This is a genomic window from Paenibacillus sp. FSL R5-0475, from assembly GCF_038004585.1.
Taxonomy (GTDB): domain Bacteria; phylum Bacillota; class Bacilli; order Paenibacillales; family Paenibacillaceae; genus Paenibacillus_AQ.
In genome coordinates, this window is the sequence record NZ_JBBORK010000001.1 from 2,609,438 (window position 1) to 2,631,708 (window position 22,271).

A 22,271-nucleotide genomic window follows, 5' to 3' on the forward strand; every position below is an offset into this window, starting at 1 on the left:
GTAGAGTACTTTTTAGATAAGAATGGATGCAGGTTGAATTCACCATGGATTATTGATGAACTTCTCTCGATATTCGGTAGGTGAAATGCCACATTGTTTTTTGAAAACTCTACTAAAATAAAAGGGGTCAGCCATTCCAACGGTTTGCGCAATTTGTTGTACAGGCGCATCACTTGTAAATAGCATTTCTTGCGCTATATTTATACGATATTTTAATAAATATTCTGCTGGTCCCATACCGGCATGTGTTCTAAATACGTAAGAAAGTCGATTTCGATTAACATTATTTTGTTCTGCAAGCGAAGCTATTGTAAAACTTTGATAATAGTTTTGATGAATATAATTAGATACCCGTTCGAATAAAGTATGTGAGTCACAGCTATCTTCCCTATTAATAACGCATAATAAGGCCTCATTCAGCACTTCGCGAAACAGCATTTCAGTCTGAAACATCGAAATGCCTCCACGCTGATTATACACATGCCAAAGATGCATAATTAATTCAATAAGACGAGGAGATTGACCTGTTAATAATTCAAAATGCTGATGAGAAAAGCTTGACTCTTTTAGTTCTGAGTTACATATCCGATATTGAACAAGAATATATTCCCAATTGGTTCTACCTAACATTTTTTGATCTAGTTTCATTTTTGCACCCCCATGCACAACTTTTCCAGGCGAAAAGATATAAGGCGTGCCATTAAATTTAAATTTAATCTTTCCTGTAAGTGGAAACACAAATCCAGGAAAAGAATCTGTATAGTCAGCGTACGGCACACCTGGATTTTCAGCATATCGATATACTCCTTCTACTTGAAAAGGAGTGTGTGCAAAATGCTCTGCTAACTGATTAACGTCTATCTTCACAATGCATACCTCATTTCAATAGTAGTCTCTTATATGGATAATCATCAACAAAACTCAATCATAGTGCACCAGCTCAGAGGCATTGGCGTCAGTAAGGTGAGCATAAGGATTCACGCCTGTTTACACATTAATAATAATGATTATCATTGTCAATCAATATAGATAATAAAAATGTCGCACCTGGCTAATACTCAAACCATCAGGTATCCATAAAAAAACGCTTGGAATCCCAAGCGTGTCAGTTTGTAAGCCAATTTTAAAGTCAATCCAATGCTCTAAACCTCAAAAGGTTTGGATCGCAATTTGAATAACATACTTATCCGGATCCCCTACAGCTAAATAACTAAGCAATTCATACTCATAAGCGTTTCCGGTTATGTGTAAATCATTTTCAGCAATATAAGACTTTAGCTTCTCATAGGACGCAGGTAAGGTTTCATAAGATCCCTTGTGATTCATGATCAAATATTTACCCTTTGGCTTAATATAAAGTAATTCACCGTTATGCTTTTCATTGATTTTATTACAATAATAATCCGGGTCATAGTCGCCTTCTTCCAAACTGCTTTTACAAATAATCGAACCTATCGGAAAGTCATATTCAAGATGATGTTCATCGCAATAATCGAAGATTCGATATACTTTTCGTACATGATCCTTCTCACCCTTCTCCTTCGAGAGTCTAACCGCAATAAAATACTCTTCATCACATTCCTCGACCCAGGGTTCTCCACAATTAACATGGAGCGCACGATTCGTATTATCTATAGCCCCTTGTAAAAGCCTCTGCATTCGCTCTAACTTTTTTTGTTCATCAACCAACTGCAGCTGTTTTTGCTTAAGCATGGATAAAAAATGCAATGTGTTTTGATCTTGTATATATTCTTTGATCTCATTCAACGGCGTTCCTGTCCCTTTTAGTACGGCAATAATATCGAAGGTATAAAACTGCTTATAGGAATAATAACGATATCCGTTTTCCTTCACGATCTCCGGTTTTAATATACCAATGTCATCATAATGGAATAACGTATGCTTTGTTACCCCACATACCTTTGCGAACTCGCTCGTCGTAAAGTATTGATCATAATCAATAGACATTCAAATCACTCCTCTTGACTATCGGGTTACCCTATACCTCAAAGTACAATAACGGAACACCATTACCTTGTCAAGGTAACGTTATTAGCTACTATCATCTTAGGAGGATTACCCATGTTTTCATCAAATCTATCTAAATTTCAACGCTGGATCGTGCTGGCGATTGTGTCCAGCGCACTCTTTATGATCGTCATCGACATGACCGTACTTTATTCGGTTCTACCACGACTTACGCATGATCTTGCTGCTTCTGCATCGGAAAAACTATGGATCGTAAATATTTATCCACTTGTAATGGCAGGATTATTACTCGGTCTTGGCACACTAGGCGATCGTCTTGGGCATAAAAAACTCTTCGTTATGGGACTTACTATCTTTGGGTTGGCTTCATTAATCGCTGCCTACGCGCCGACACCTCTCGTTCTTATTGCTGCGCGTACCCTACTAGCTATTGGTGCAGCCATGATGATGCCCGCAACACTCTCCATTATTCGAACTACCTTTTCGGATGAGCGTGAGCGTTCACTAGCCGTAGGTATTTGGGCATCTGTCTCCTCTGTAGGAGCAGGAACGGGTCCACTCGTTGGTGGTTTTTTACTGGAACATTTCTGGTGGGGATCGGTGTTCCTCATCAATATTCCTATAGTTATTCTTGCACTGATCTTGGCCATCTTACTAATCCCAAATCTTAATGGGAATAAGCACAAGAAATGGGATTTCATTGGTTCTGTTCAAATTATGATTGGTCTGGTTGCCCTTGTTTATGCAGTTAAGGAGATCAGCAGACGTGAAGGTTCAATTGCCATCGCTGTGTTATCTGCCGTGATTGGTGTCGTAGCTATGATCATATTTATGCGCCATCAACGTAAGAGCCAGAATCCTTTAATAGATTTTGCACTATTTAGAGACTCCCACTTTTCTACAGGAGTGGCTACAGCTCTATTGTCTTGTTTCGCACTTATTGGAATGGAATTGATCGTGACTCAACGGCTCCAGCTTGTTCTTGGATATACACCGTTGGAAGCAGGCTTATACGTTGTATTCACTTCGATAGCGTCCTTCATCTCAGGGATACTCATCGGACTTGTGTTACATCGAGTGGACAAAGTAAAAGTACAGTGGGTCTGTCTGTTAGTGTCAGGTATAGGAATGGGCACCCTTCTACTCTTCCATGACGGAAATATATTGTTACAATTCGCAGCCTTAATGATTCTGGGTGCAGGTCTTGGGGGAGCCATGACTGCCGCCTCAAATTCAATCATGCTAAATGTCCCCGTCGAAAAAGCTGGCATGGCCGCATCTATAGAGGAAGTATCGTTCGAACTCGGCAGCGCCCTAAGTATTACACTTCTGGGCAGTCTTTCGTCATTCATCTATACAGCATCATTAGTTCTCCCTGATGAACTGACAGTCCCGCCGATCGTTCGCGACAGCCTTGACGAGGCTCTTCTAGCCGCAGAAAATATGCCTTCTGCTGCTGGATCCGCGCTCGTTGAAGCCGCACAATCAGCTTTTGATAAGTCTTTTATTGTTGTCCTTGCCACTGCCACAATCCTTCTGTTAGCTTCTGCGTTTATTATCCGTGCTGCGTCAAAACGTAAATCCTCAATCATAGAACACTAATATTAGAAAAGATGAAGCTACTGCTTCACCAAACAAGGGTGTCTCAACAGCTATGCGATAGCTGCTGGGACACCCTCGTTTATACCGCCTATATTATGTTCCTTTTCGTTTCCTTGATGAATACTTCCTCACCCACACTGCCAATTCTAACCTGTGCGTATACACAAGGATCACAAAACTTCCAAACCATACCCATAAGATAGGAGCAGACCAATTACTAATGTACAAAAAAACGGAAAGAAGCAGCATTCCGCTAACCACTTGCACACCATCCGATACAGGTGAATTTCCTCTGCTTTTGAACCAACTGCTGAGCATTTTCAGCACTGCTAAAATGACTGCTAGCGCTAAAGAAGCTTTGAATCCTGTCAATGCACTCCATACCCCAAAGGTTACGGCAATTGCCTTCCCACCTTTTCCTTTAAGAAAGGGAGAGAAGGCATGACCCGCAATTGGAGCTAAGGCTAACGGAATAATGAAATACCCCTGACTATAATGACTTCCCATTACCCATAGAAGAGGTAGATACCCTTTTAAAAAATCCAATATAATCCCCAAGATGCCGAATTTATAGCCTGACGACTTCCATAGATTCAAAGCCCCTGGATTACCGTCGCCAATGTTTTTCAGGTTCTTTTTACGCGCTAGACCAAGCCAATAGGAAAACATAAGAGATCCCGACAAAAATAAACCCGCGACCCACAATATGATCATTAGTCCCTATGGCCTCCCACCTGGATATGCCTTCCTTTCCAGCTTACATGCCTCAGAAAAACAACCTGATAAATCGAATACAGCATGATCAAGATAAAGAAAACAGTTGCTACCACGTGAAATACAGGAATAACGATGCCAAATACACCTACATATTTTATAAAATAAAAGAGCTGGAACATATAAAGGAGATAACCGATCAATAAAGGCATAAACCATGAAGTATTCGCAAAAATAAACACGGTTTCTGAGATGATGAGTCCGATCACCCAAAGCGCGATTGGAATAATTGTTCGCGGACTTATCGTTGAAGTGCTTAAGACAGCCCCTTTACTGAACCCTTCAATTTCACTTTTGATTCCCTTCGGATACATGCGAAACGATACTAAGCCATACCCGATATAATTGGTGATCGGAACACCTGCCGCAATAAATTTTTCTCCTAAAGACAAATCATCCAGCACTTCAGATCTAATGCTTTGATGGCCATTAACTTTTTCATAATCCTGCCTTAATGCTAGAATACACGAGCCGTACAGCCCTTTTTTCGCGTTGTTCCTTTCAAAGATCGAGGTGAACGTGAAGATCCCCAGCATATTCATGATTAGGGCGAGCTTCTCAAACAACTTTTCTGTATGATGAAAAGGAACTACCGAAATGACGCCTTTCGATAGCTCCCTTGCTTTTAATAATGAAGCCAAGGCGTTAGGCTTTAATCGAATATCCGCATCCAAAAAAGCAAAAATATCGCCCGAGGCCTGTAAATATCCATTCCATACTGCCCAGCTCTTACCCGTCCACCCCTCAGGGAGACTGCTGTTCACAATAACCTTAACCCCATAGCTTTCGGCAATTTCTTTGGTCCGATCCTCTGAGAAGTCATCCACCACAATAATTTCATAGGGTGTAAGGGTCTGAGACTGAAGTGAATCGAGCAGATAACGCAAATTATATTCTTCATTCCTTGCAGGAATGATAATGGACAATTTCTCCGGTCCTTGATTAGGCTCGTGATAAGTGCTCAAGGTATTTTTTCTGAACAAAATAAAACCGGAGAGACATCCAACGCCTATAACCATTAACAACCACATTACGGTTCCCCCCCTTCTACATCTATATATATGAGGGGTTAGTCCGTAATATATTCATTTCAAATTTAACCTACATTTACTTTAGCTGAGTATTTATTAAGCTTTTCTGTACATAAAAGCATGACGATAGCGAAAAAAACGATCATCGCAGGAAAAATACCCAACGTAAAATTCGAGGCCAGTAAACCGATAAATGGCGGTACCAGCGTGGTACCGGTATAAGCTGTTGCCATCTGAAAGCCCATAATTGACTGAGCATGCTTCTTCCCGAATCGTACAGGGGTTTCATGTAGCATACATGGGAAAATAGGGGCTAAACCCAGACCGATAATCATAAACCCTACCAGCGAAACTATCGTTGGAAGCGGTAATACTAAGAGCACTGTACCGATTAAAGCAATGAGCTGGCCATATCGTATTAGCTGCTTATTACTCATTCTAAACGTAATGAAGCCCGTCACCATTCTGCCGAAGGTAATCCCTAGATAAAATACCGATACCCATGTCGCTGCAGTGGATGCAGGGATGTCTTTGATATTTACTAGAAAGCTGCTCCCCCATAACCCCATACTCGTTTCGATGGCAGAATAAAATAAGAAGGTTAACATCGCAAGCTTAACCCCTCTTAGTTTCCAAGGTTTTGTGTTCTCAGCAGCTTGCTCTAGCTCCGGATGATTGAGCTCATGTTCGCTATCAGCGTTCAGGTTGCTATTGTTTCCAGCCACTCTATCCCATAAAGGCAGCGTAACGAAGAGAATTACAACTAAGCTCAATTGAATATAAGCAACCGTAAGATAACCTTCTCGCCAAAGACCTTCACCAGAGATAAAAGAACCCATAATAATCGGACCCAGCGTCGCGCCCACTCCCCAGAAACAATGTAACCAGCTCATATGATGGGCTTTATAGTGCGTAGCAACATAACTGTTTAATCCGGCATCTACAGATCCCGCACCTAAACCGAGTGGAATCGCAGCAACAATTAGCCATACTAACGAAGGTGACCATGCAAAACCAAATAAAGCTACAGCCGTCATAATACAGCTTACAAGGGTCACTTTCCCCGTACCAAAACGTTTAAGGATTGTACCACTCATCAAACTGGAGACAATTGTGCCTACTGCAATAACCATCGAAAGGATACCAGCAGTACCTAATGAGGCATTTAGATCTAATCTCATTACCGGCCATGCGGATCCAAGCAATGAATCTGGTAGTCCTAAACTAATAAATGCTAAATAAATAATAATAAGAAAAAAAGTAGCCATCGTTATCTCCTTAAGGGTTCTAATCTATTTGTTGTGAAACTAATAAACCTAATCCAAGACTTTGTAATCCATTCAGATAATCACGCTTCAAGTCACTTACCGCTAATTCCGGAAGATGTTCCTTAGGAACGTATGTAGCAGTTCGATCGGCGATTTGATTAAGCATAGCTGGAGCTAATTCATCCTCACAAAAAATAATATAATGCGGATTCAAAATAGAGGTCATAGTAGCCACTAACCGACTAATCGCATCTACTTTATGATCCGGCTGCATGCTTGATCCACCCTGATCTCCAGTTAATGCTTCTATGAAATTTCTATTGTCATACTGGGGCATGTATTGAACTTCCCCTGAAAAAAACGTCTTTCCCCGAACAATTTCACCATTAACGGCTATCCCAGCTCCCGGTCCGTTTTTCCCTAAATACAGATACATCAAAGAAATATTCTCCTTCAAATTTCTTTGCGCCATATAACCGATTACAGCGGCATTCATATCATTTTCCACGATTGTCGGGATAGAGAGCTGATCTTCTATACATCTTTTCAAATCTAGATTCTGATATTTCGCATAACCTGGGATCAGAAAAATCTTCCCCTGTTTCACCGCGCCTGGAACACCAATCGCTACAGATTGAATCTTAGGATTGACCTTTTTTTCGCCTTCGATAAGCGAGACCAGTGTACTAACGTCTTCCTCAAGAATACTAGGTAAATTCCCTTCTTTTACAACATCGCCAATGCAATTATAGATCGTATAGTTCGTTTCATTTTTTTCCAAAAAAATAGCCATCCCTAATCGGTAATTCGGATTATAGGCGTATCTTATTGCCCTTCTTCCGCCACTAGACTCATCAAGGCCAATGATCGTCACTTCCCCAGTCTCTTCCATCTGCATTAGAAATTTACTGATCGTTGGAAAACTGTATTGTAATCTTTGACTTAACTCCGCCTTCGTAGCCCTTCCGAATTCTAATAATGCTGTTCGAATATTCCGAATAATTTCGGATTTGAGTTGCTGTGAAGGAAGTCTTTTATCACTTGCCATGGCTCTCCCACCTATAGTCAAACTGACTTATTAAATGCATTTAATAAGTCAGTTTGACTATAGCAGGAATACTTCTTAACGACAACATAATTTTTGGATGCTGCCCCTTCTGAAACTCCAACATGAATAAAGGGGCATGAAGCCCCCCCTAATTATCAACAAATTTAAAGCCTTTGCAGGATTCGCTCCCATCTTCCAGGATGGCTTTCATCCAAGTACACAGGCTGAAAGCCTAATTTCAAATAAATGCGGATGGCAGGCAGTCTGAAATCATCGGTTTCTAAACATGCCACCGTTCCCCCTGAATCTCTTATTTTGTGCAAGACAGCTAGACTCACAGCATAGCCGAGACCTTTACCAGAATATTCTGGAAGCACTCCAACCATATGCAAGTACCAGTTCTTATTGTCCTCACTACCCGACTCCCAGGCCGTAGCAGTAGCTACAGGTTGATCCCCGCGGCAAATGAACAACAAGCGATCCGAATACAAGGGTACATGATCACTGATTTTATGAGCAAATTTAACTTCCCTTGTAAAAGAATGGCGTATAAGCTCTTCCCAGTTCCGTTCATCATCCGGCTCGAAATGACGAATTAGATACCCGGTAGGACAGTGAAAAACAGGCAAGTCGGACAGCATTTCTTTTTTCATCACAAGTTTGGAAAGGGCCTGATCCACCGTCAATTCCTCACTCTCGTTCTAAAATCAGGAAAGGCTATTGCTTTTCCACCATTCTCTACAGATTCCATAGACAATGTAAACACAGAGCTCCAAGTAACGGCATCATATACGTCCACCGAAGGGGTTCGATCCTCCTGAATGGCAGAAATAAATTCTTCAAGCACCATAAAATCGCCTCCGCCATGTTTCGTCCCAGCTGCATATTCGCCCCATTTCATCCATGTCGGGTGATCATAGAGTGGTTGATAACTGCTTAAAGGCTCCCACATTTCCTCTCCATCCGCTATATTTTTGGGCGAGAGATTCTTGAACCAGATCAAATCCTCTTCGTACTGATGGCGGCCCGTAATATACGCTCCCTCAGTTCCTTGCAGTAAATAATGAGTTTTATTATGCGGTCTAACGGAGGACCAGTCTACACGCAGTTCAATCAGTACACCCTTTTCCGTTTGAATGACCGCAACCGCGCTATCCCCTTGCCGCCAGAATCCCTCCCGTGCTGCTGGGTGATCTTTTCCATAATGCTCTCCGAAATAATATTGTAAGGATCTAGATTTGGAAACAAAAGACGAGACGCTTTTTAATCGATCACCCTCAGGCTTATTGATGTTAATCCATTGCGCAACTGGACCAATAGAATGTGTCGGATAATTGATCCCGTTATACTGCTGATGTAATTGCCCCCGCCAAGTCAGAGAACCATCCGGATGATGAGTCAAATGACGTAAATCATGGATATATCCGCCTTCCAGATAAGTAATTTCACCGAACATGCCTTGATCCGCCATATGTTTAATCGTCAGATTGGAGCGCGAGAAACAGTAATTTTCAGACATCATATATTTAAGTCCAGTTTGTTCAACAGTTTCGATAAGCTCCCAAGCTTCCTCTAAAGATTGGATCGAAATCACTTCGCTTAGGACATGCTTACCCGCTTTTAAAGCATCAATAGATTGTCTGGCATGCAAATGCATGGGGCTTAAGATAAACACCGCATCTATTGCCGAATCTTTTAACATTTCATGATAATCCCGATACGTTCGGATTTCCGGGAATTTCTCTTTCCATTGGTTAAGCACCCACTCATTCAAATCACAAGTGGCGGTCAGATGTATCCGATCCGATAGAGAGTACAATGCATTCATAAAACTGGCTCCGCGATTTCCACCTACGATCGCTAATCTTACTGGCTGACGATTCATTGCTGGTCCACCTGCTTTCTATCCATTTGAAGTCGATTGATGATTAGCTCCTGATCTCTTGTCTCCCCTTCAGCCTGCGGATATTTTTCATAATCAAAAATGCTGAAGGTAAATAATGAAGACCATTTACTCAATTGCTCACTTGCCAGATTCACCATCTCTAACCTGATTTCATCTTCAAGCACAGTAAGGATTCGAGCAGCAGGAATATCCAGGATGGAGGCTGTTTGAATGAAATGCCAGTTTTCTTTTCTAACGATAGAATGCACATGATTATGGCCGTTGAAATAGAAACCCACACCTTGCCATTGCTTCAATATCGGCCAAATGTCCAAGCTAGGATCCAGTGACATCATTGGCTCAGTTGATCTAGCCGTCGTATTATACAAGGGATGATGACCGAAGACGAATAAAGGCTTTTCCGATTTCCGCTTCATTTGTGCTTCGAGCCAAGTCAGCTGTGCATCATCAAGTGTTCCGCTCCAATCGTCACGATTTTCCCGTGCGGTATCCAGCAAAATAATGATTGCATTCGTCTCTTCAATCACACTGTATCGCTGCTGCCGGGTGACGGAAAGGATTTCTTCCTTAGGATAAGTGTACGTATCATGATTACCAAGAACATGTAGAAAACGTCTAGAATGCTTGCTGTCCTTAATCTTACCCATGATATAATTAAATTCGCTAAATTCTCCTGCATGCACCATATCTCCCACGGAAATATGATAATCGGCTGGGATGGACAAAAATAGATTCATAAATTGCTCATAAAAAGCATCTCGTGCCTCTTTAATCAAAACCTTGTTGTTTAACAATTCGTCCGGGTAATGTAAGTCCCCAATAATCGCCAGCCTCATAAATGCCTCCTCCTAACCTTTAATGCCAGAGCTCATAAAACTACCTATCACTTGCCGCTGAAACAATAAAAATCCAATCATTAAGGGTGCCGACACAATCAATGTAGCCGCACAAACATCGGACCATTGTGCACCCGACTCTGTGGCTTTTGCGAACATCGCCAAGCCTACAGTTAATAAGCGATTCTCCTCAGAATTGGTTACAATAAGGGGCCACAAGAAATCATTCCAATGAAAGCTGACCGACACGATCGCAAAGGACACATAAATCGGGCGTGACAGTGGGACATAGATTCTTGAAAGAATATGCAGGCGTGAGGCGCCTTCCACCCGGGCAGATTCATCCAGCTCATAGGGTAATTGCTTGAAGGATTGCCTTAACAGAAACACTCCAAAGGAGGAGGCAAAGTAAGGTAGCATAATCCCCAGCTTGGTATCCAACAGACCCATTTCGTTCAACACCTGATAGTTGGAAAAGATAAGTACATCTGGCGGCACCATAATTTGCACCAAAAATAACATGAATAACAGATCTTTCAAGGCGAATCGTACCCGTGCAAACGCATAAGCAGCCATCGTCATTGTAACGAGTTGCACAGCAAGCACAACACCGCACACAAGCAATGTATTCATTAAAAATCGTCCAAAAGGCGCTCCATTCCAGACATGAATCAAATTCTCAAACGTGAACTCCCAAGACCATCCCGCATCAATAGCGACGTCTTTGGGTAGAAAAGCCGTTCTGACCACCCATAGGAAGGGAATGATCCAGGCCGCGGCAAACGTAAATCCAACCGCATGCCACAGTATCTGCCCGATTCGGCGCTTCGTTCTTTCGGAGTTCAGCATGCGCTCCTCTTCTAAAGCTTTGCGTGTATTCTGCCTTAATACTAAGGGCAGCTTTAGTGGATTATCCTCCATGGATTCCACCTCCTATTCATAATGGATTTTCCGATCCCAGCCAAAAAACTGCAAAGAGGAAATCAGGAGCAGCAGCACGATCATGACCACCGTCATCGATGCGGCCATCCCTTGATCGTAGAAATTAAAGGTGGACTCGTAGATATAATAAAGTAGCAGATTACTTGCATTATTCGGACCGCCCTTTGTCATAATCCAGAGATGGTCTACCAGCTTAAAAGAATTGGTTATCGCCACAACAGCCACGAACAACGTAGTCGGCATCGTGAGCGGAATTGTGATTCTGCGGATGGAAGTGAATGTACCGACTCCACTTACTGCAGCCGCTTCATATAAATCCTTGGGAATCTGCTGCATTCCTGCTAAATAAAAAATCATAAAATATCCGGCTTCTTTCCAAATCATCATGATGACTAATGCGCCCATCACCGTATCAGGTGTTCCCAGCAAATTCACAGGCTGATCCGCGATCCATGAAGCCAGTCTGGCAAAGAGCCCAAAATGAGGGGTATACAGAAACAACCAGATGTTCGCCACAGCGATCATCGGGATCATATTCGGATAGAAAAATGAAAGACGTGCCAGTCCCCGCCCTTTTATCGCCTTGTCGGCAAACAGTGCCATCAAGAAAGCCAAAGCTAATGAAGTGGGTACTGTGCCAATGGCGAACCATATATTGTTACTGAACACCTTCATAAAGACATTGTCGTGCAATAGATTAGCGTAATTGTCAAAACCGACGAACAGAGGCTCAGGAGTCGCCAAATTTTTCTCATAAAAGCTAAGCCAGAACGATTTAAACATAGGGTAATAAGTAAACAAGCAAAGAAAGAGCAGCGAAGGCAACACTAGTCCCCAGCCGAATCCGTTTCGTCTAAGCCTCTCACTCCATCCGGCATTCATACCATTCAATCCTTCCATGATTAAGGTTTCTACGATTAATGAATAAAGTAATGACGCCAGAACAAGCTATCGAGCCGTCCTGGCGTATTCCATACCTCAAAGCTTACTTATTGAAGGGAGCAAGTGCCTGTTCTGCTTCTGCTTGAGCCTTTTTAAGTGCACCTGCTGCATCAATCTCTCCTGCCAATGCCGCTTGAATCTGGTTCGTAATTGCCGTCGATACTTTACCATGATTATGAGTGGACAATTCCCGAAACGCATATTCCAATTGATCTCTCGCTACCAATGCTTGCGGGAAATCCGCCGTATACTTCTTCATAGCATCTGTATCGTATGCAGATTTTCTTACGCCAACATAACCGGATGAGCTGCTAAAGAGGGCAGCTTGTTCTGAAGCCGTCATGTATTTGGCAAATTCCCAAGCTGCAGCTTGTTTTTCAGGAGATGTGTCCTTGAAAATATACAGGTTACCTCCCCCAGTAGGTGATCCAAATTGCTTTTGTGCGGGTGGGAACGCCACGCCGAATTCGAACTTCGCGTTATTTTTTACATTGGTTAAGTTGCCGCTTGTATGCATCATCATGGCTGTTTTGCCTTGAATGAAATCTGTCGGAACGGTTGCCCAATCAATAACACCTTCCGGCATCGCCTTGTATTTATGGGACAAATCTAACCAGAATTGCAATGCCTCCACATTCTCCGGCGTATCGAACATCGCTTTTTTGCCATCGGAGGACATTATGTTTTGCTTCGGATCGGAAGCATTTTGCCGTGCAAGCATTTGAAACATCCAATACGAATCATCATTGCCCGGAATTTCCAGCCCCACGTGACCGTCTTTGTTCAGCTTCTTAGCATAGGTTACAAGCTCATCCCATGTAGTGGGTGGTTTCTCTGGATCAAGTCCTGCGGCTTTGAACATTTCTTTGTTGTAGTACATAACAATCGTGCTCCGCTGAAAAGGCAGGCTGTACGTTTTACCTTCAGACTGTGTATCCTCTACAAAGGCGGGATAAAAATCAGCCATCTGAATATCCGTGTCCTCTGCAATAAAATCATCAAGCGGAATGATTGCATTCATATCGAGCATACTGTACAGCTCTGTTGACATCATGACCGCGACATCCGGTGGCTGTTTGGCCTGTACACCCGCTTGAATTTTCACGGTATTGTCACCGTAATTACCCGTGTACACGGGATTAACCTTAATTTCCGGGTGCTGCTCCATGAATGCACTAGCCATCCCATCGATTACTTTTGTAAGAGGACCACCAACATTAACCGGATAATAAAATGTAATCTCCACCGGCTTAGCGGCCGGAGTCTCTGTGGATTCCGGAGTTGCAGCGATTGCTGTGGGTTGAGCGCTATTTTCTTTGGCTTCAGCCGTACTGTTATTAGATTGTCCGCAGCCCGCTACTGCCAGCATTGAGACGGATAGCAGTGTTAGAATAGTTTTGGTTTGCTTTAGCATTTCTGTTAGCCCCTTTTTTCGCTTGGATTTGAATTAAAATGCATAATGGCGAAAGTTCACACTAATGCGATTCGAGCCTACATCAAGAATATGGAGCTGTGCACCATCAGCGGTAGGCAATACAGCAATTCCTTGGGCTTCAGTACCACTAGGCAGATTGCGATCAAAGGCAACAGATACGTTTCCAGTCTCCGGATCAATCTGATAAACCGTTTGGGTTGCGTTATCCGTAGAAGCATACAGAACACCGTTGTACACTTCGGCACCTTGAATTCTATCAACACTTTGGGAAAGTGGAATGGTTGTGATCACATGCATATCGTCAAGACTTAGTACATTCAAGACGCTAGCATTACTCCACTGAGCTGTGTAGACCTGACCGCGAGCGGCATCAACGGCTACCCAAGGCACACCGCCAATATGCAGATTCAACGGTAAAGCATAGGATGTACCCGTATATTTCAAAGTGTTCACATCATAGAGGGCGATGTAAGGATGCTGATAGTTTTTGCCGTCTTCAATAGGAGCGTATATTTTACCGTTATAGTAGGAAATATCACCGATATGGTCTCCACCTTGGGAGGCTATCTCCAGTGGAATAGCCAATTCATTCCGTGCTTTTACGGATTTTCCATCAAGTCCAGTCCGTAAGAGCCCATACGAGGAATTAAAGATCCATGAATTCCCGTCTGTAGCCACCCCTTGTCCCCGTTCCAGGGCATCAAGTAACCAGAAGGTTTGCTTAGATACTTCATGCCAAGTTCCAGCAGTTGTAGCTGAAGTCGAAGTCGACTCTGCACTGATTTCTACCTCAGTGTTTACTAGGTTATCCGGTCCGACTGGTGTGGCAGATGCTACTAAAGATAAAGAACTGGTCGTAAGTACCCCCGCGCAAATCAGACTGAATAATCTCTTTAATCTCATGTTTTCTCTCCTCCTAATAAGGTTGTAGTTCGGCATTTGTGCGCCTTACTTCAACCTTATTATAGGAGCTGGCAACAGCTCTCTAATTGAACAAAACACTTCTTTCCTTGAACAAAACTCTCATTTGCAAAAATAAAATCAATAAATCATATGATTAGGTTTGGAGGAGCTTTGATTCGCATACAGCTTTGGGGTTAGGCCGGTTTCTCGTTTGAATAATCTAGTAAAATGACCTTGATCGGCAAAACCAACCTGAGATGCAATTTCCTTCAAACCAATTTTTCCGGAACGAATAAGAAATTTAGAACGTTCGATTCTCAGGCGAATTAAATAATTATGGGGAGTATATCCTGTCTGTTGTTTAAAAATCCGAATAAAATGCGACTGGCTCATATTAGCCATGCCAGCGAGATCAGTCAGTTGAATCTCATCTTCTAAACGCTCACGCATAAATTGAATGACCTGAAATATTTCTTGATTGGCTGGCGTTTTTCGGTTTGAATGCTGGGGAATCACTGAAGAATAGTGTTGTAACAAGTGAATAATTAACATGTTGGATAAAGAGTCGCTATATATTTTTCCTTTGGCCCCGCCATTCTGTAATTCCTCCAGCATCCAAAGCCCTAATTGCAGTAGCTTGGAATCCTTGACATGAAATTTGCGGTCCAACTGGATATGGCCTTCCTTTAGATAACCAGATTCACGAGCAATCTCTTCGAGTACCGCTGGCGTAATTTCTATTTTCAAAAAATAGAGCGAGGTTCTGCCCCAAGGGCAAAGAAGGCTCTCATTACAGGGGGTAATATGAATGGTGTAGTAATTTTCGTAGTAGGCTGTGCAGTGAATTCCTATTAAATATTTAGACTCCGAGGATGGGGTGAAAGCTTGCTGCGGGCTATACCATTGCGAAACCTGAAGCTTATCCCAACCAAAAGTATCACTTGCAAGGACAGGCTGAGCAGCTGCAAAGGACGACTCTTCCATTTCTTTCATATTCATCCCCCTTTTCCCTTCAATATAGCAAGCCAGTATACGCTCCGCGTTAATGAGCTGTAAAAGCTATATTAATTTCCCCTTAGTATTCAAAAGGTTATTTACGTCAGAACAGCAAAAAAGAGGGGTTACTCCCCCTCTTTAATATTTTACATATTCTATTTCTGTAACTCTAAGTCTGAGTATCTATTCCAATTTAAATTGATTTACTAAAGCACGCATCTCATTTGAACCCTCTTGCAGCTTGCGAGCAGATGCGGCAATTTCCTCCATAGATGCAAGCTGCTCCAGAGTGGCAGCAGATACAGTTTGTGCAGCCGAAGTTGAGTGCAATGAAACCTGCTCGACCTCCATCACCGCAGCAGATATTTGTTCGGAGCCCGTGTACATCTGTTGTGCAGCGGTCGAGGATTGCTCCACCTGATCTACAATGGTCCGGGTGGCCTGCAAAATGCGTTCAAATGCTTTACCCGTATCATCAATCGCTTGAACTCCTGCTGCGACTTCATTTTGGCCTTTACTCATCGAATGATGGGCATGACCTATACTCGTAATAATTTCTTCAACCATGACTGAAACCCTTTCAGCTGCTTCACTTGTTTGTCCTGCCAGCTTACGGACTTCACTAGCTACCACTGCAAATCCCCTGCCTTGTTCTCCTGATCGAGCAGCTTCAATTGCCGCATTAAGCGCTAATAGATTCGTTTGCTCAGATATTCCTTTAATAGTACTGACGATGGTGCCTATTTGTTGAGACTGGTCATTTAAACTAGTAACGGTGATCCCTAAATCATCAACAGTATTACTTACTGCGTTCATTTGCTCGGAAGAGTTAATGATAAGGCTGTTTCCTTTATCAGCCTCTTCCAGTGTTTGCATCGACAGCTGATAGGCATGTGTAGAGGCTTCAGCTACTCGCTGAATCTCTTTTACCATCTCCTCCATCGATTGGGAAGTCTCCTGCGTTGAGGAAGCTTGTTTCTCACTATTGTTCGCCACTTCAGTCATTGAGGATGAAGTCTGAACAAGTGCCGCTGTGGTTTCACCTAACGTTGAAGACAACTGTTTGGAGGAAGAAGCTAATAACTCCGAGCTTATAGTTAAATTCCCAACTAATTCCCGAATATTACCCGATAATTGATTAAAGCTGATTCCGAGCTGTCCGATCTCATCCCGATTGCGCACAGTCAATGCTTTACCGCTTAGATCCCCTTGAGCGATCCGTTCAGCTTCACGGGCTATGCGTACAATCGGTCTTGAAATATGTTGTGCAAATATGTATATTACAGCGATTCCGATGACAACGCATACAATCAATGTAGTAATAATTCCCTTTAGAATGGTTTGTTGCCCGGTATTATAGTCTTGCATATAAGAGCCTGCTGCTACGACCCAGCCCCAAGAGGGCGATAGTTTAGCATAAGATATTTTCAACGCTTCTTCTCCTACAGCGTTTCCAGTACCATCCGATTTAGGTAGCGGCCATTTATAGTAAGTAGCTCCACCACCGTTCTGTGCTGCTTTAATCAAATCCTGTATGTAAAAAGTACCGTTTGAGGTTTGTTTATCCCAAATATTATCTCCCTCTAGTTTGGGATGAGCAAGCAGTTCCCCCTTGTTATCTAATATAAAGAAGTAGCCGTTTGGACCCAAATCAATTGATTGATTAATAGGCCGAGTACCATCCTCATTTTTGTTTCCAAGTAGTAAGGTCCGTACTTGCTCTTGGGCTTCCACTTCAGTCAACTGCCCCGATTGAACAGAATTTTCCAAATTCTCAATTAAGGCGACAGCCAGGTTTACGCTTGAACTCAGTTTACTCTCAATGAGCTGATTCGTTTCTTTGACTGAAATCTGATAAATAACTGCTCCTAATATTCCGATGGGAAGAATTAGTAGCGTGAGTGACATCATGAGCAGTTTTTTCCGAATTGTTAGTCGCAACCTTGTACGTGTAACTTTTACCATATACACCGCTCCGCATCCTATTAGAATTAATTACAAATTAATACTATAGTACTAGTTTTGGGAATATAAATCAAAAAAAGAAATTCATAATTTAACAAAAAAAAGCAAACGTCCCCCCCTAATAAGAGGTCCGTTTGCCATTTATTCAATGAAACTCCATATCCCTACTTCTCATCCAACCACAATATCGCTGTTACTCCACGAGGATAATATTTACTGCCTGTAATCTCCCCGGAAATAATTTGATCACTCCAGCTGAAGATCGATAATTCTGGATGGGTAAGCCATGCCACATGAGCGCGATCTGCTGCCGCTCCTCGTTCATCCCATTCCAGTCCCAGAATGTTGCGGGCGATGAACTGCGAGAGATAGATTTTGCTAAGCCAGCTGTTATTGCTAGTGGATGAGATTTTCCAACCGCCGTCATCAAATAAACAAACGCCCGGCTTCAACACCGCATGAAGATGTTTGTCGAGTGCGCTGATATATGCGGCGAACCGTCCATTGCGATCAAGAGCTTCTTTACAACCCGTATAGTATGGGAATACAAGACCCTCGATAGCTGGAATGATCTTGGAGTCGTTCCCTTCTCCAATCACAGCCGGGATATATCCATCTGCTGTAACGCTTGCCACCATCGTTGCGGCGCATTTCTCTGCTTGAACCCCTGCTGTTTTGGACAGCTCCACACGCTCATACTCTGCAAATATTTTCTCCATAGCTAAGTAAGCCGCCCAGCATTTTCCTGCCAAGTAAATATTGTTGCGAGCCTGACCTAAAGAGACATCCAGACTGTCATAGGTAGTAATCTCTGCTCCACCCATCGTACGTGAGCTATCTAGTGCCATAACACCGTTTCTTTGCTCAGGATCTGGATGATCCCGATTTAACATACTATCCAAGCACTTCTCCAAGATACTCAGATTACGTTCCATCCAGCTCCGATCACCTGTGTGCTCAAAATAAGTTGCCGCACTCAGCACCCAATTCACCAATTGTTCATGTGTCATATGTGAGAAGCAACCATCAATGCCATATAACTCATAGGAGGAATAGCCCGGACGTGAAACTACGTTGGCTACACCCATATCATGTGTGAAGCTAATTCCACCTGGATACTCTGTATCATCCCCAGGGAAACGTACCGTATCTTCATAGCTGAATCTCTCTACGAACATATCCAGCTCATTACGAACCGTCCAAGGATTCAGACGCAGCTCGTAGAATAACTGATCGACGGTCAGATCAAAGGTATTCATCATCCGGTATTCGCCTTCGTTGACGATCCAGAACGGCTTATTTTTATTATCCAGTAATTGTGTGGAACCATAATAACTACGAATCGCATGCGCTAGCATAAAGGTTTGATCTTCGGATAGGTTTGCATGATTTAACATCTCGTTAGCTTTCTCCGCTGCTTGTTTAAGAACATCGAAATTAGCTAATGCATATTCGGCTACTGCCTCAACATTGTTGAAATAGCGATTATAGTAATAGGAAGAATCCATACCAGAGGTAACATAACCCGAACGGTGAAAACAAATCGCAAACCGGTACGTTTCTTTTACTCCGGCTGGAACATCCATGATTAAAGCACCCACGCGACCCAGTCCAAAGGTCCAATTTTCCTGAAGCTCCTCACTTAGAATATCCTCCATCGTGAAATGAAGTGCGGACTTTGTAGTGCCTTTCTCGGCAGCAATCGCAATAAATCTTCCTTGTCCAACGCCTGTAATTTCAGATGACACATCATCCAGTCTTCTCATTCCGCTATACACATCTGTTCCCTGAAAACCAAAGAACGCGCGACGTGAGGTAGCTGATGAGGTGTTATCCACTTCGAGCTCAACCAGTACTGCTGGCAGCAACACTTCCTTCATTTCTTCCACAGACGCAGTTTCAGGATCTGGTACTGATCGAACTGGCGAGAGAATCCGGAAGGTCAGATCCCCCGCACTCCAGCTGTCTGTAGCAACTTGAAAATCTCTTGAAATCTCACGATCTTGAAAAGGGAATAGAATATTCTCCTTGTCTGGATTGGGGTCTGGATTCTCGATGTCATAGCGTTTGCTCTCGTCATCTCCGCCAATCTCGTGAAATGGTAGTGTGTCATACCCTTTCCCATCAGTGCGTTCTAATCCTATGAATATATTCTGTCTAGGAGGTTTGGCCATCTCCAAATCGAAACCACCACTAGCTCCTTTAAATCCTAAGGTAAAACTCGCAAATGCACCGATCGGTGAATGATGAGCATTAAAAAATTTATTATGTAACATAAATAAATGCACTCCCTCCAACATGATCCCGGATACCTCCGGGCTATATATACATGTTATCGATATTTCTGGAAGTGCAAAAGGGCTAAAGCCTTCTATTATTTGGGCAAATCAAACATCGATAACAACCTATGATATAATTAAGCCAAATTTTATTGTAAAAGAGGATTGAAATGATCTCGAATGATCCCGCCTTCCATAATTCTATTGACGGTCAGATGTCACCAGACATTCAAGCAGCCTTTCATATCTTCGCCGCACATTGGAGAAAAGTAAATTCGGATTGGCAATATCCTGTACACACTCATCCGATGTTTGAGATTAATATTGTCCTTCAAGGTGAGCAACAAATGACGGTAGGCAATAAGTCTTTTATACAGAAAAGCGGCGATATTTTATTCATTCGTCCCGGTGTTGAGCATAGTAGTATGGGTTCAAATGCTGACTGTGACATGACTTATTACTGCCTGCATTTTGATATTGATGACCTGATTTTGCGGCGTGCCTTACTTACAGCAGATGCTGTTAGTCTCAGCGGGAACACCCCCGAACTGCTGGCCATCCGTTCCGCGCTAGATGTAATCATTAACTCTTCCATCTTGTCAGAGTCTAAAGACACACATAGAAATCGCTTGGTCACACTGCATGCTTCACTGCAGCTTCTGACCGCGCTCAGCGGTTGGGTGCTTTCGGAAATGCCTCTCCCAGCAGCAGAAGCTACAGAAAATACAGTTGCCCTGGCTAACGCTATTGAAGGACTATTGCAGGAATCCGTCTCCACCGCTGCCAGCACAGGCGAAAGAGGTGACGGTATTGAGGACATTGCTGCCAAGCTCGGTTATAGCACTACTCACTGTAATCGTGCTTTTCATCAAATCTATGGGATGTCACCAAGGCAATATTTATCACGCTTAATCATTCGACACGCCAAACTGCTGCTGATGGATAATAGTCTATCTGTCGAATCGGTTGCTCAACGACTGGGGTACCGTGATGTGTCCCATTTCAGCAAACAATTCAAACGCTGGACAGGTCTCCCGCCAATGGGCTATCGCCGTTTAACTGCGAATCCAAGCACACTTTAAAGATCTTTACGCCTACGAAAAAAGGGGTGTATTCCGCTGTCCACTAAGTGGTTACAGGATACATCCCTCTTATGAATTACCCCTTCGTCGCTCCCGACGCAATTCCCTTCACAAAATACTTCTGCAAAGCGATAAACACAATCAACACAGGCACCACCGACATCGCTGTTCCCGCAAAAATCATATCCCAACGGGAAGAGAATTCTCCGATATAACGGTAAATTTCCACAACCATCGTCTTAGCCTGTCCTGAAGGTAATACCAGCATCGGCATCAGGAAATCATTCCAGATTCCAAGTCCGTTCAAGACAACCATACTTGCCGTAACAGGCCCTAATAGAGGGAAAACAATTCTCCAAAATATCCCGTACCGAGAACAGCCATCAATCTCTGCCGCTTCTTCAATTTCTCTAGGTATTCCTTTGACAAAACTGGTATACATTAGACATCCGAAACCTACCGCACCGGCTACATAAATAAGAATGGGTCCCGCAAGGCTACCGTACAATCCTAGCATTCTAAGCTCTTTAAACAAAGGAATCATATACGCCTGAAAAGGAATCATCATTCCGGCCAAAAAATATACGAACATAAATCGAGTCCATCTAGTATTTCTACGTTCAATGGCATACCCTGCCATGGGAATGATCAAGACCTGTGCGGAGATAGACACCGCTGTCAGAATCAGACTGTTCAAAATCGCTCGTGGAAACTCTGTTTCTGTTAACAGGTATTTAAAGCTGTCCAGATAAAGGGTTTTCGGAAAAGCAATGGCATCCTTCATGATCTCTGCATTACTCTTAAAGGCCGACATCAAATTAAAGAAAATAGGAAAGAAAAATAGAATAGCCACTACTAAGGTAACCAAAAAAAGTGCGATTTGCCCAATTGGAAGACTGTAATGATCAGTATGATTAAGAACAAGACCATGGCCAGCGCCGTACCAAAACCTTGTCTTAATTCACCAAACCCAACTTTATAAATAATATAAGTTAACAATATGGCATACAGACTCCTCCAAAATTGAGTTATTTATAATATTCTTACACTAAAGAAGAATCTACATTGCTTTATCAAGCAAACCAGATCTCCGTTTCCGTTTCGTTTTGATTTATACTAATATATTATATATATAAAGCACGTTTGTTCTCTATTCTTGTTTCCTGAGTTAAACTAACCTACCCGATCAATGAAGCATCTTCAGTCTACAACTTTATTTCCTTTTGACAGCATTTAGACTGAATGTCTTTATTCCACGAGGCTTTTCGAACTA

Annotated in this window: 19 protein-coding genes; 2 read left to right on the top strand and 17 right to left on the bottom strand. The window is 42.7% G+C overall.

Annotated elements, in window-relative coordinates; genetic code table 11:
- Nucleotides 1–39 precede the first annotated feature (39 nt).
- Together MKX41_RS11715 and MKX41_RS11720 are read right to left on the bottom strand one after the other, a co-directional pair.
- Nucleotides 40–867: a helix-turn-helix transcriptional regulator gene (locus MKX41_RS11715; RefSeq protein ID WP_340970589.1), complete on the bottom strand. Its 828-nt coding sequence runs from the start codon at nt 865–867 to the stop codon at nt 40–42.
- Between the two features lie 282 nt (nt 868–1,149).
- A complete protein-coding gene (locus MKX41_RS11720; RefSeq protein ID WP_339265316.1) occupies nt 1,150–1,968 on the bottom strand; it encodes a MerR family transcriptional regulator in 819 nt (272 codons plus the stop codon).
- Between the two features lie 114 nt (nt 1,969–2,082).
- Here MKX41_RS11720 and MKX41_RS11725 point away from each other — a divergent pair, with 114 nt between their 5' ends.
- Nucleotides 2,083–3,591: an MFS transporter gene (locus tag MKX41_RS11725; RefSeq protein WP_340970591.1), complete on the top strand. Its 1,509-nt coding sequence runs from the start codon at nt 2,083–2,085 to the stop codon at nt 3,589–3,591.
- A gap of 93 nt (nt 3,592–3,684) precedes the next feature.
- Here MKX41_RS11725 and MKX41_RS11730 read toward each other — a convergent pair whose 3' ends face one another.
- The 14 genes from MKX41_RS11730 to MKX41_RS11795 all read right to left on the bottom strand — a co-directional run bounded on the left by MKX41_RS11730 (nt 3,685) and on the right by MKX41_RS11795 (nt 19,913).
- The gene (locus MKX41_RS11730) at nt 3,685–4,305 is read right to left on the bottom strand and encodes a glycerol-3-phosphate acyltransferase (RefSeq protein ID WP_340970593.1); all 621 of its coding nucleotides are present in this window, start codon (nt 4,303–4,305) and stop codon (nt 3,685–3,687) included.
- Nucleotides 4,305–5,396: a glycosyltransferase gene (locus MKX41_RS11735; RefSeq protein WP_339241870.1), complete on the bottom strand. Its 1,092-nt coding sequence runs from the start codon at nt 5,394–5,396 to the stop codon at nt 4,305–4,307. The genes MKX41_RS11730 and MKX41_RS11735 overlap by 1 nt, the downstream gene beginning before the upstream one ends.
- Nucleotides 5,397–5,461: 65 nt before the next feature.
- Nucleotides 5,462–6,664 carry an MFS transporter gene (locus MKX41_RS11740; RefSeq protein ID WP_042189135.1) on the bottom strand — a complete coding sequence of 401 codons (1,203 nt, stop codon included), beginning with the start codon at nt 6,662–6,664 and terminating at the stop codon, nt 5,462–5,464.
- A gap of 19 nt (nt 6,665–6,683) precedes the next feature.
- Nucleotides 6,684–7,712, bottom strand: a complete 1,029-nt coding sequence (locus tag MKX41_RS11745; RefSeq protein WP_340970600.1) for an ROK family transcriptional regulator — start codon at nt 7,710–7,712, stop codon at nt 6,684–6,686.
- A 164-nt stretch (nt 7,713–7,876) separates the two neighbouring features.
- A complete protein-coding gene (locus MKX41_RS11750) occupies nt 7,877–8,392 on the bottom strand; it encodes a GNAT family N-acetyltransferase (protein ID WP_076286713.1) in 516 nt (171 codons plus the stop codon).
- Between the two features lie 2 nt (nt 8,393–8,394).
- Nucleotides 8,395–9,597, bottom strand: coding sequence for a Gfo/Idh/MocA family protein (locus tag MKX41_RS11755; protein WP_340970602.1), 1,203 nt, complete (start codon nt 9,595–9,597; stop codon nt 8,395–8,397).
- A complete protein-coding gene (locus tag MKX41_RS11760) occupies nt 9,594–10,454 on the bottom strand; it encodes a metallophosphoesterase family protein (protein WP_042189144.1) in 861 nt (286 codons plus the stop codon). The genes MKX41_RS11755 and MKX41_RS11760 overlap by 4 nt, the downstream gene beginning before the upstream one ends.
- Nucleotides 10,455–10,466: 12 nt before the next feature.
- A complete protein-coding gene (locus tag MKX41_RS11765; RefSeq protein WP_340974892.1) occupies nt 10,467–11,303 on the bottom strand; it encodes a carbohydrate ABC transporter permease in 837 nt (278 codons plus the stop codon).
- An 84-nt stretch (nt 11,304–11,387) separates the two neighbouring features.
- A complete protein-coding gene (locus MKX41_RS11770; protein ID WP_042189146.1) occupies nt 11,388–12,278 on the bottom strand; it encodes a carbohydrate ABC transporter permease in 891 nt (296 codons plus the stop codon).
- A gap of 103 nt (nt 12,279–12,381) precedes the next feature.
- Entirely contained in the window at nt 12,382–13,752 is a 1,371-nt protein-coding gene (locus MKX41_RS11775; protein ID WP_340970605.1) for an ABC transporter substrate-binding protein, read from the bottom strand.
- A gap of 33 nt (nt 13,753–13,785) precedes the next feature.
- A complete protein-coding gene (locus MKX41_RS11780; protein ID WP_339265334.1) occupies nt 13,786–14,676 on the bottom strand; it encodes a DUF6923 family protein in 891 nt (296 codons plus the stop codon).
- A gap of 138 nt (nt 14,677–14,814) precedes the next feature.
- Nucleotides 14,815–15,669 (bottom strand): AraC family transcriptional regulator, encoded by an 855-nt coding sequence (locus tag MKX41_RS11785; protein ID WP_052404329.1) that lies wholly within the window; start codon nt 15,667–15,669, stop codon nt 14,815–14,817.
- 186 nt (nt 15,670–15,855) lie between these two features.
- Nucleotides 15,856–17,637, bottom strand: coding sequence for a methyl-accepting chemotaxis protein (locus tag MKX41_RS11790; RefSeq protein WP_340970608.1), 1,782 nt, complete (start codon nt 17,635–17,637; stop codon nt 15,856–15,858).
- A gap of 164 nt (nt 17,638–17,801) precedes the next feature.
- Nucleotides 17,802–19,913 (bottom strand): glycoside hydrolase family 52 protein, encoded by a 2,112-nt coding sequence (locus MKX41_RS11795; RefSeq protein ID WP_340970613.1) that lies wholly within the window; start codon nt 19,911–19,913, stop codon nt 17,802–17,804.
- 173 nt (nt 19,914–20,086) lie between these two features.
- Here MKX41_RS11795 and MKX41_RS11800 point away from each other — a divergent pair, with 173 nt between their 5' ends.
- On the top strand, nt 20,087–20,998 hold the full coding sequence (locus tag MKX41_RS11800; RefSeq protein WP_340970616.1) for a helix-turn-helix transcriptional regulator: 912 nt from the start codon (nt 20,087–20,089) through the stop codon (nt 20,996–20,998).
- Between the two features lie 76 nt (nt 20,999–21,074).
- Here the strand turns inward: MKX41_RS11800 and MKX41_RS11805 are convergent, their stop codons facing one another.
- The gene (locus tag MKX41_RS11805; RefSeq protein WP_445667673.1) at nt 21,075–21,851 is read right to left on the bottom strand and encodes a carbohydrate ABC transporter permease; all 777 of its coding nucleotides are present in this window, start codon (nt 21,849–21,851) and stop codon (nt 21,075–21,077) included.
- Nucleotides 21,852–22,271 lie beyond the last annotated feature (420 nt).

Coding starts and splice junctions, on each gene's coding strand:
- MKX41_RS11775 (WP_340970605.1), bottom strand. CDS start 13,752: ATGCTAAAGCAAACCAAAACTATTCTAACACTGCTATCCGTCTCAATG.
- MKX41_RS11765 (WP_340974892.1), bottom strand. CDS start 11,303: ATGCTGAACTCCGAAAGAACGAAGCGCCGAATCGGGCAGATACTGTGG.
- MKX41_RS11800 (WP_340970616.1), top strand. CDS start 20,087: ATGATCTCGAATGATCCCGCCTTCCATAATTCTATTGACGGTCAGATG.
- MKX41_RS11720 (WP_339265316.1), bottom strand. CDS start 1,968: ATGTCTATTGATTATGATCAATACTTTACGACGAGCGAGTTCGCAAAG.
- MKX41_RS11780 (WP_339265334.1), bottom strand. CDS start 14,676: ATGAGATTAAAGAGATTATTCAGTCTGATTTGCGCGGGGGTACTTACG.
- MKX41_RS11735 (WP_339241870.1), bottom strand. CDS start 5,396: ATGTGGTTGTTAATGGTTATAGGCGTTGGATGTCTCTCCGGTTTTATT.
- MKX41_RS11725 (WP_340970591.1), top strand. CDS start 2,083: ATGTTTTCATCAAATCTATCTAAATTTCAACGCTGGATCGTGCTGGCG.
- MKX41_RS11755 (WP_340970602.1), bottom strand. CDS start 9,597: ATGAATCGTCAGCCAGTAAGATTAGCGATCGTAGGTGGAAATCGCGGA.
- MKX41_RS11795 (WP_340970613.1), bottom strand. CDS start 19,913: ATGTTACATAATAAATTTTTTAATGCTCATCATTCACCGATCGGTGCA.
- MKX41_RS11790 (WP_340970608.1), bottom strand. CDS start 17,637: ATGGTAAAAGTTACACGTACAAGGTTGCGACTAACAATTCGGAAAAAA.
- MKX41_RS11740 (WP_042189135.1), bottom strand. CDS start 6,664: ATGGCTACTTTTTTTCTTATTATTATTTATTTAGCATTTATTAGTTTA.
- MKX41_RS11770 (WP_042189146.1), bottom strand. CDS start 12,278: ATGAATGCCGGATGGAGTGAGAGGCTTAGACGAAACGGATTCGGCTGG.
- MKX41_RS11785 (WP_052404329.1), bottom strand. CDS start 15,669: ATGAAAGAAATGGAAGAGTCGTCCTTTGCAGCTGCTCAGCCTGTCCTT.
- MKX41_RS11745 (WP_340970600.1), bottom strand. CDS start 7,712: ATGGCAAGTGATAAAAGACTTCCTTCACAGCAACTCAAATCCGAAATT.
- MKX41_RS11730 (WP_340970593.1), bottom strand. CDS start 4,305: ATGATCATATTGTGGGTCGCGGGTTTATTTTTGTCGGGATCTCTTATG.
- MKX41_RS11760 (WP_042189144.1), bottom strand. CDS start 10,454: ATGAGGCTGGCGATTATTGGGGACTTACATTACCCGGACGAATTGTTA.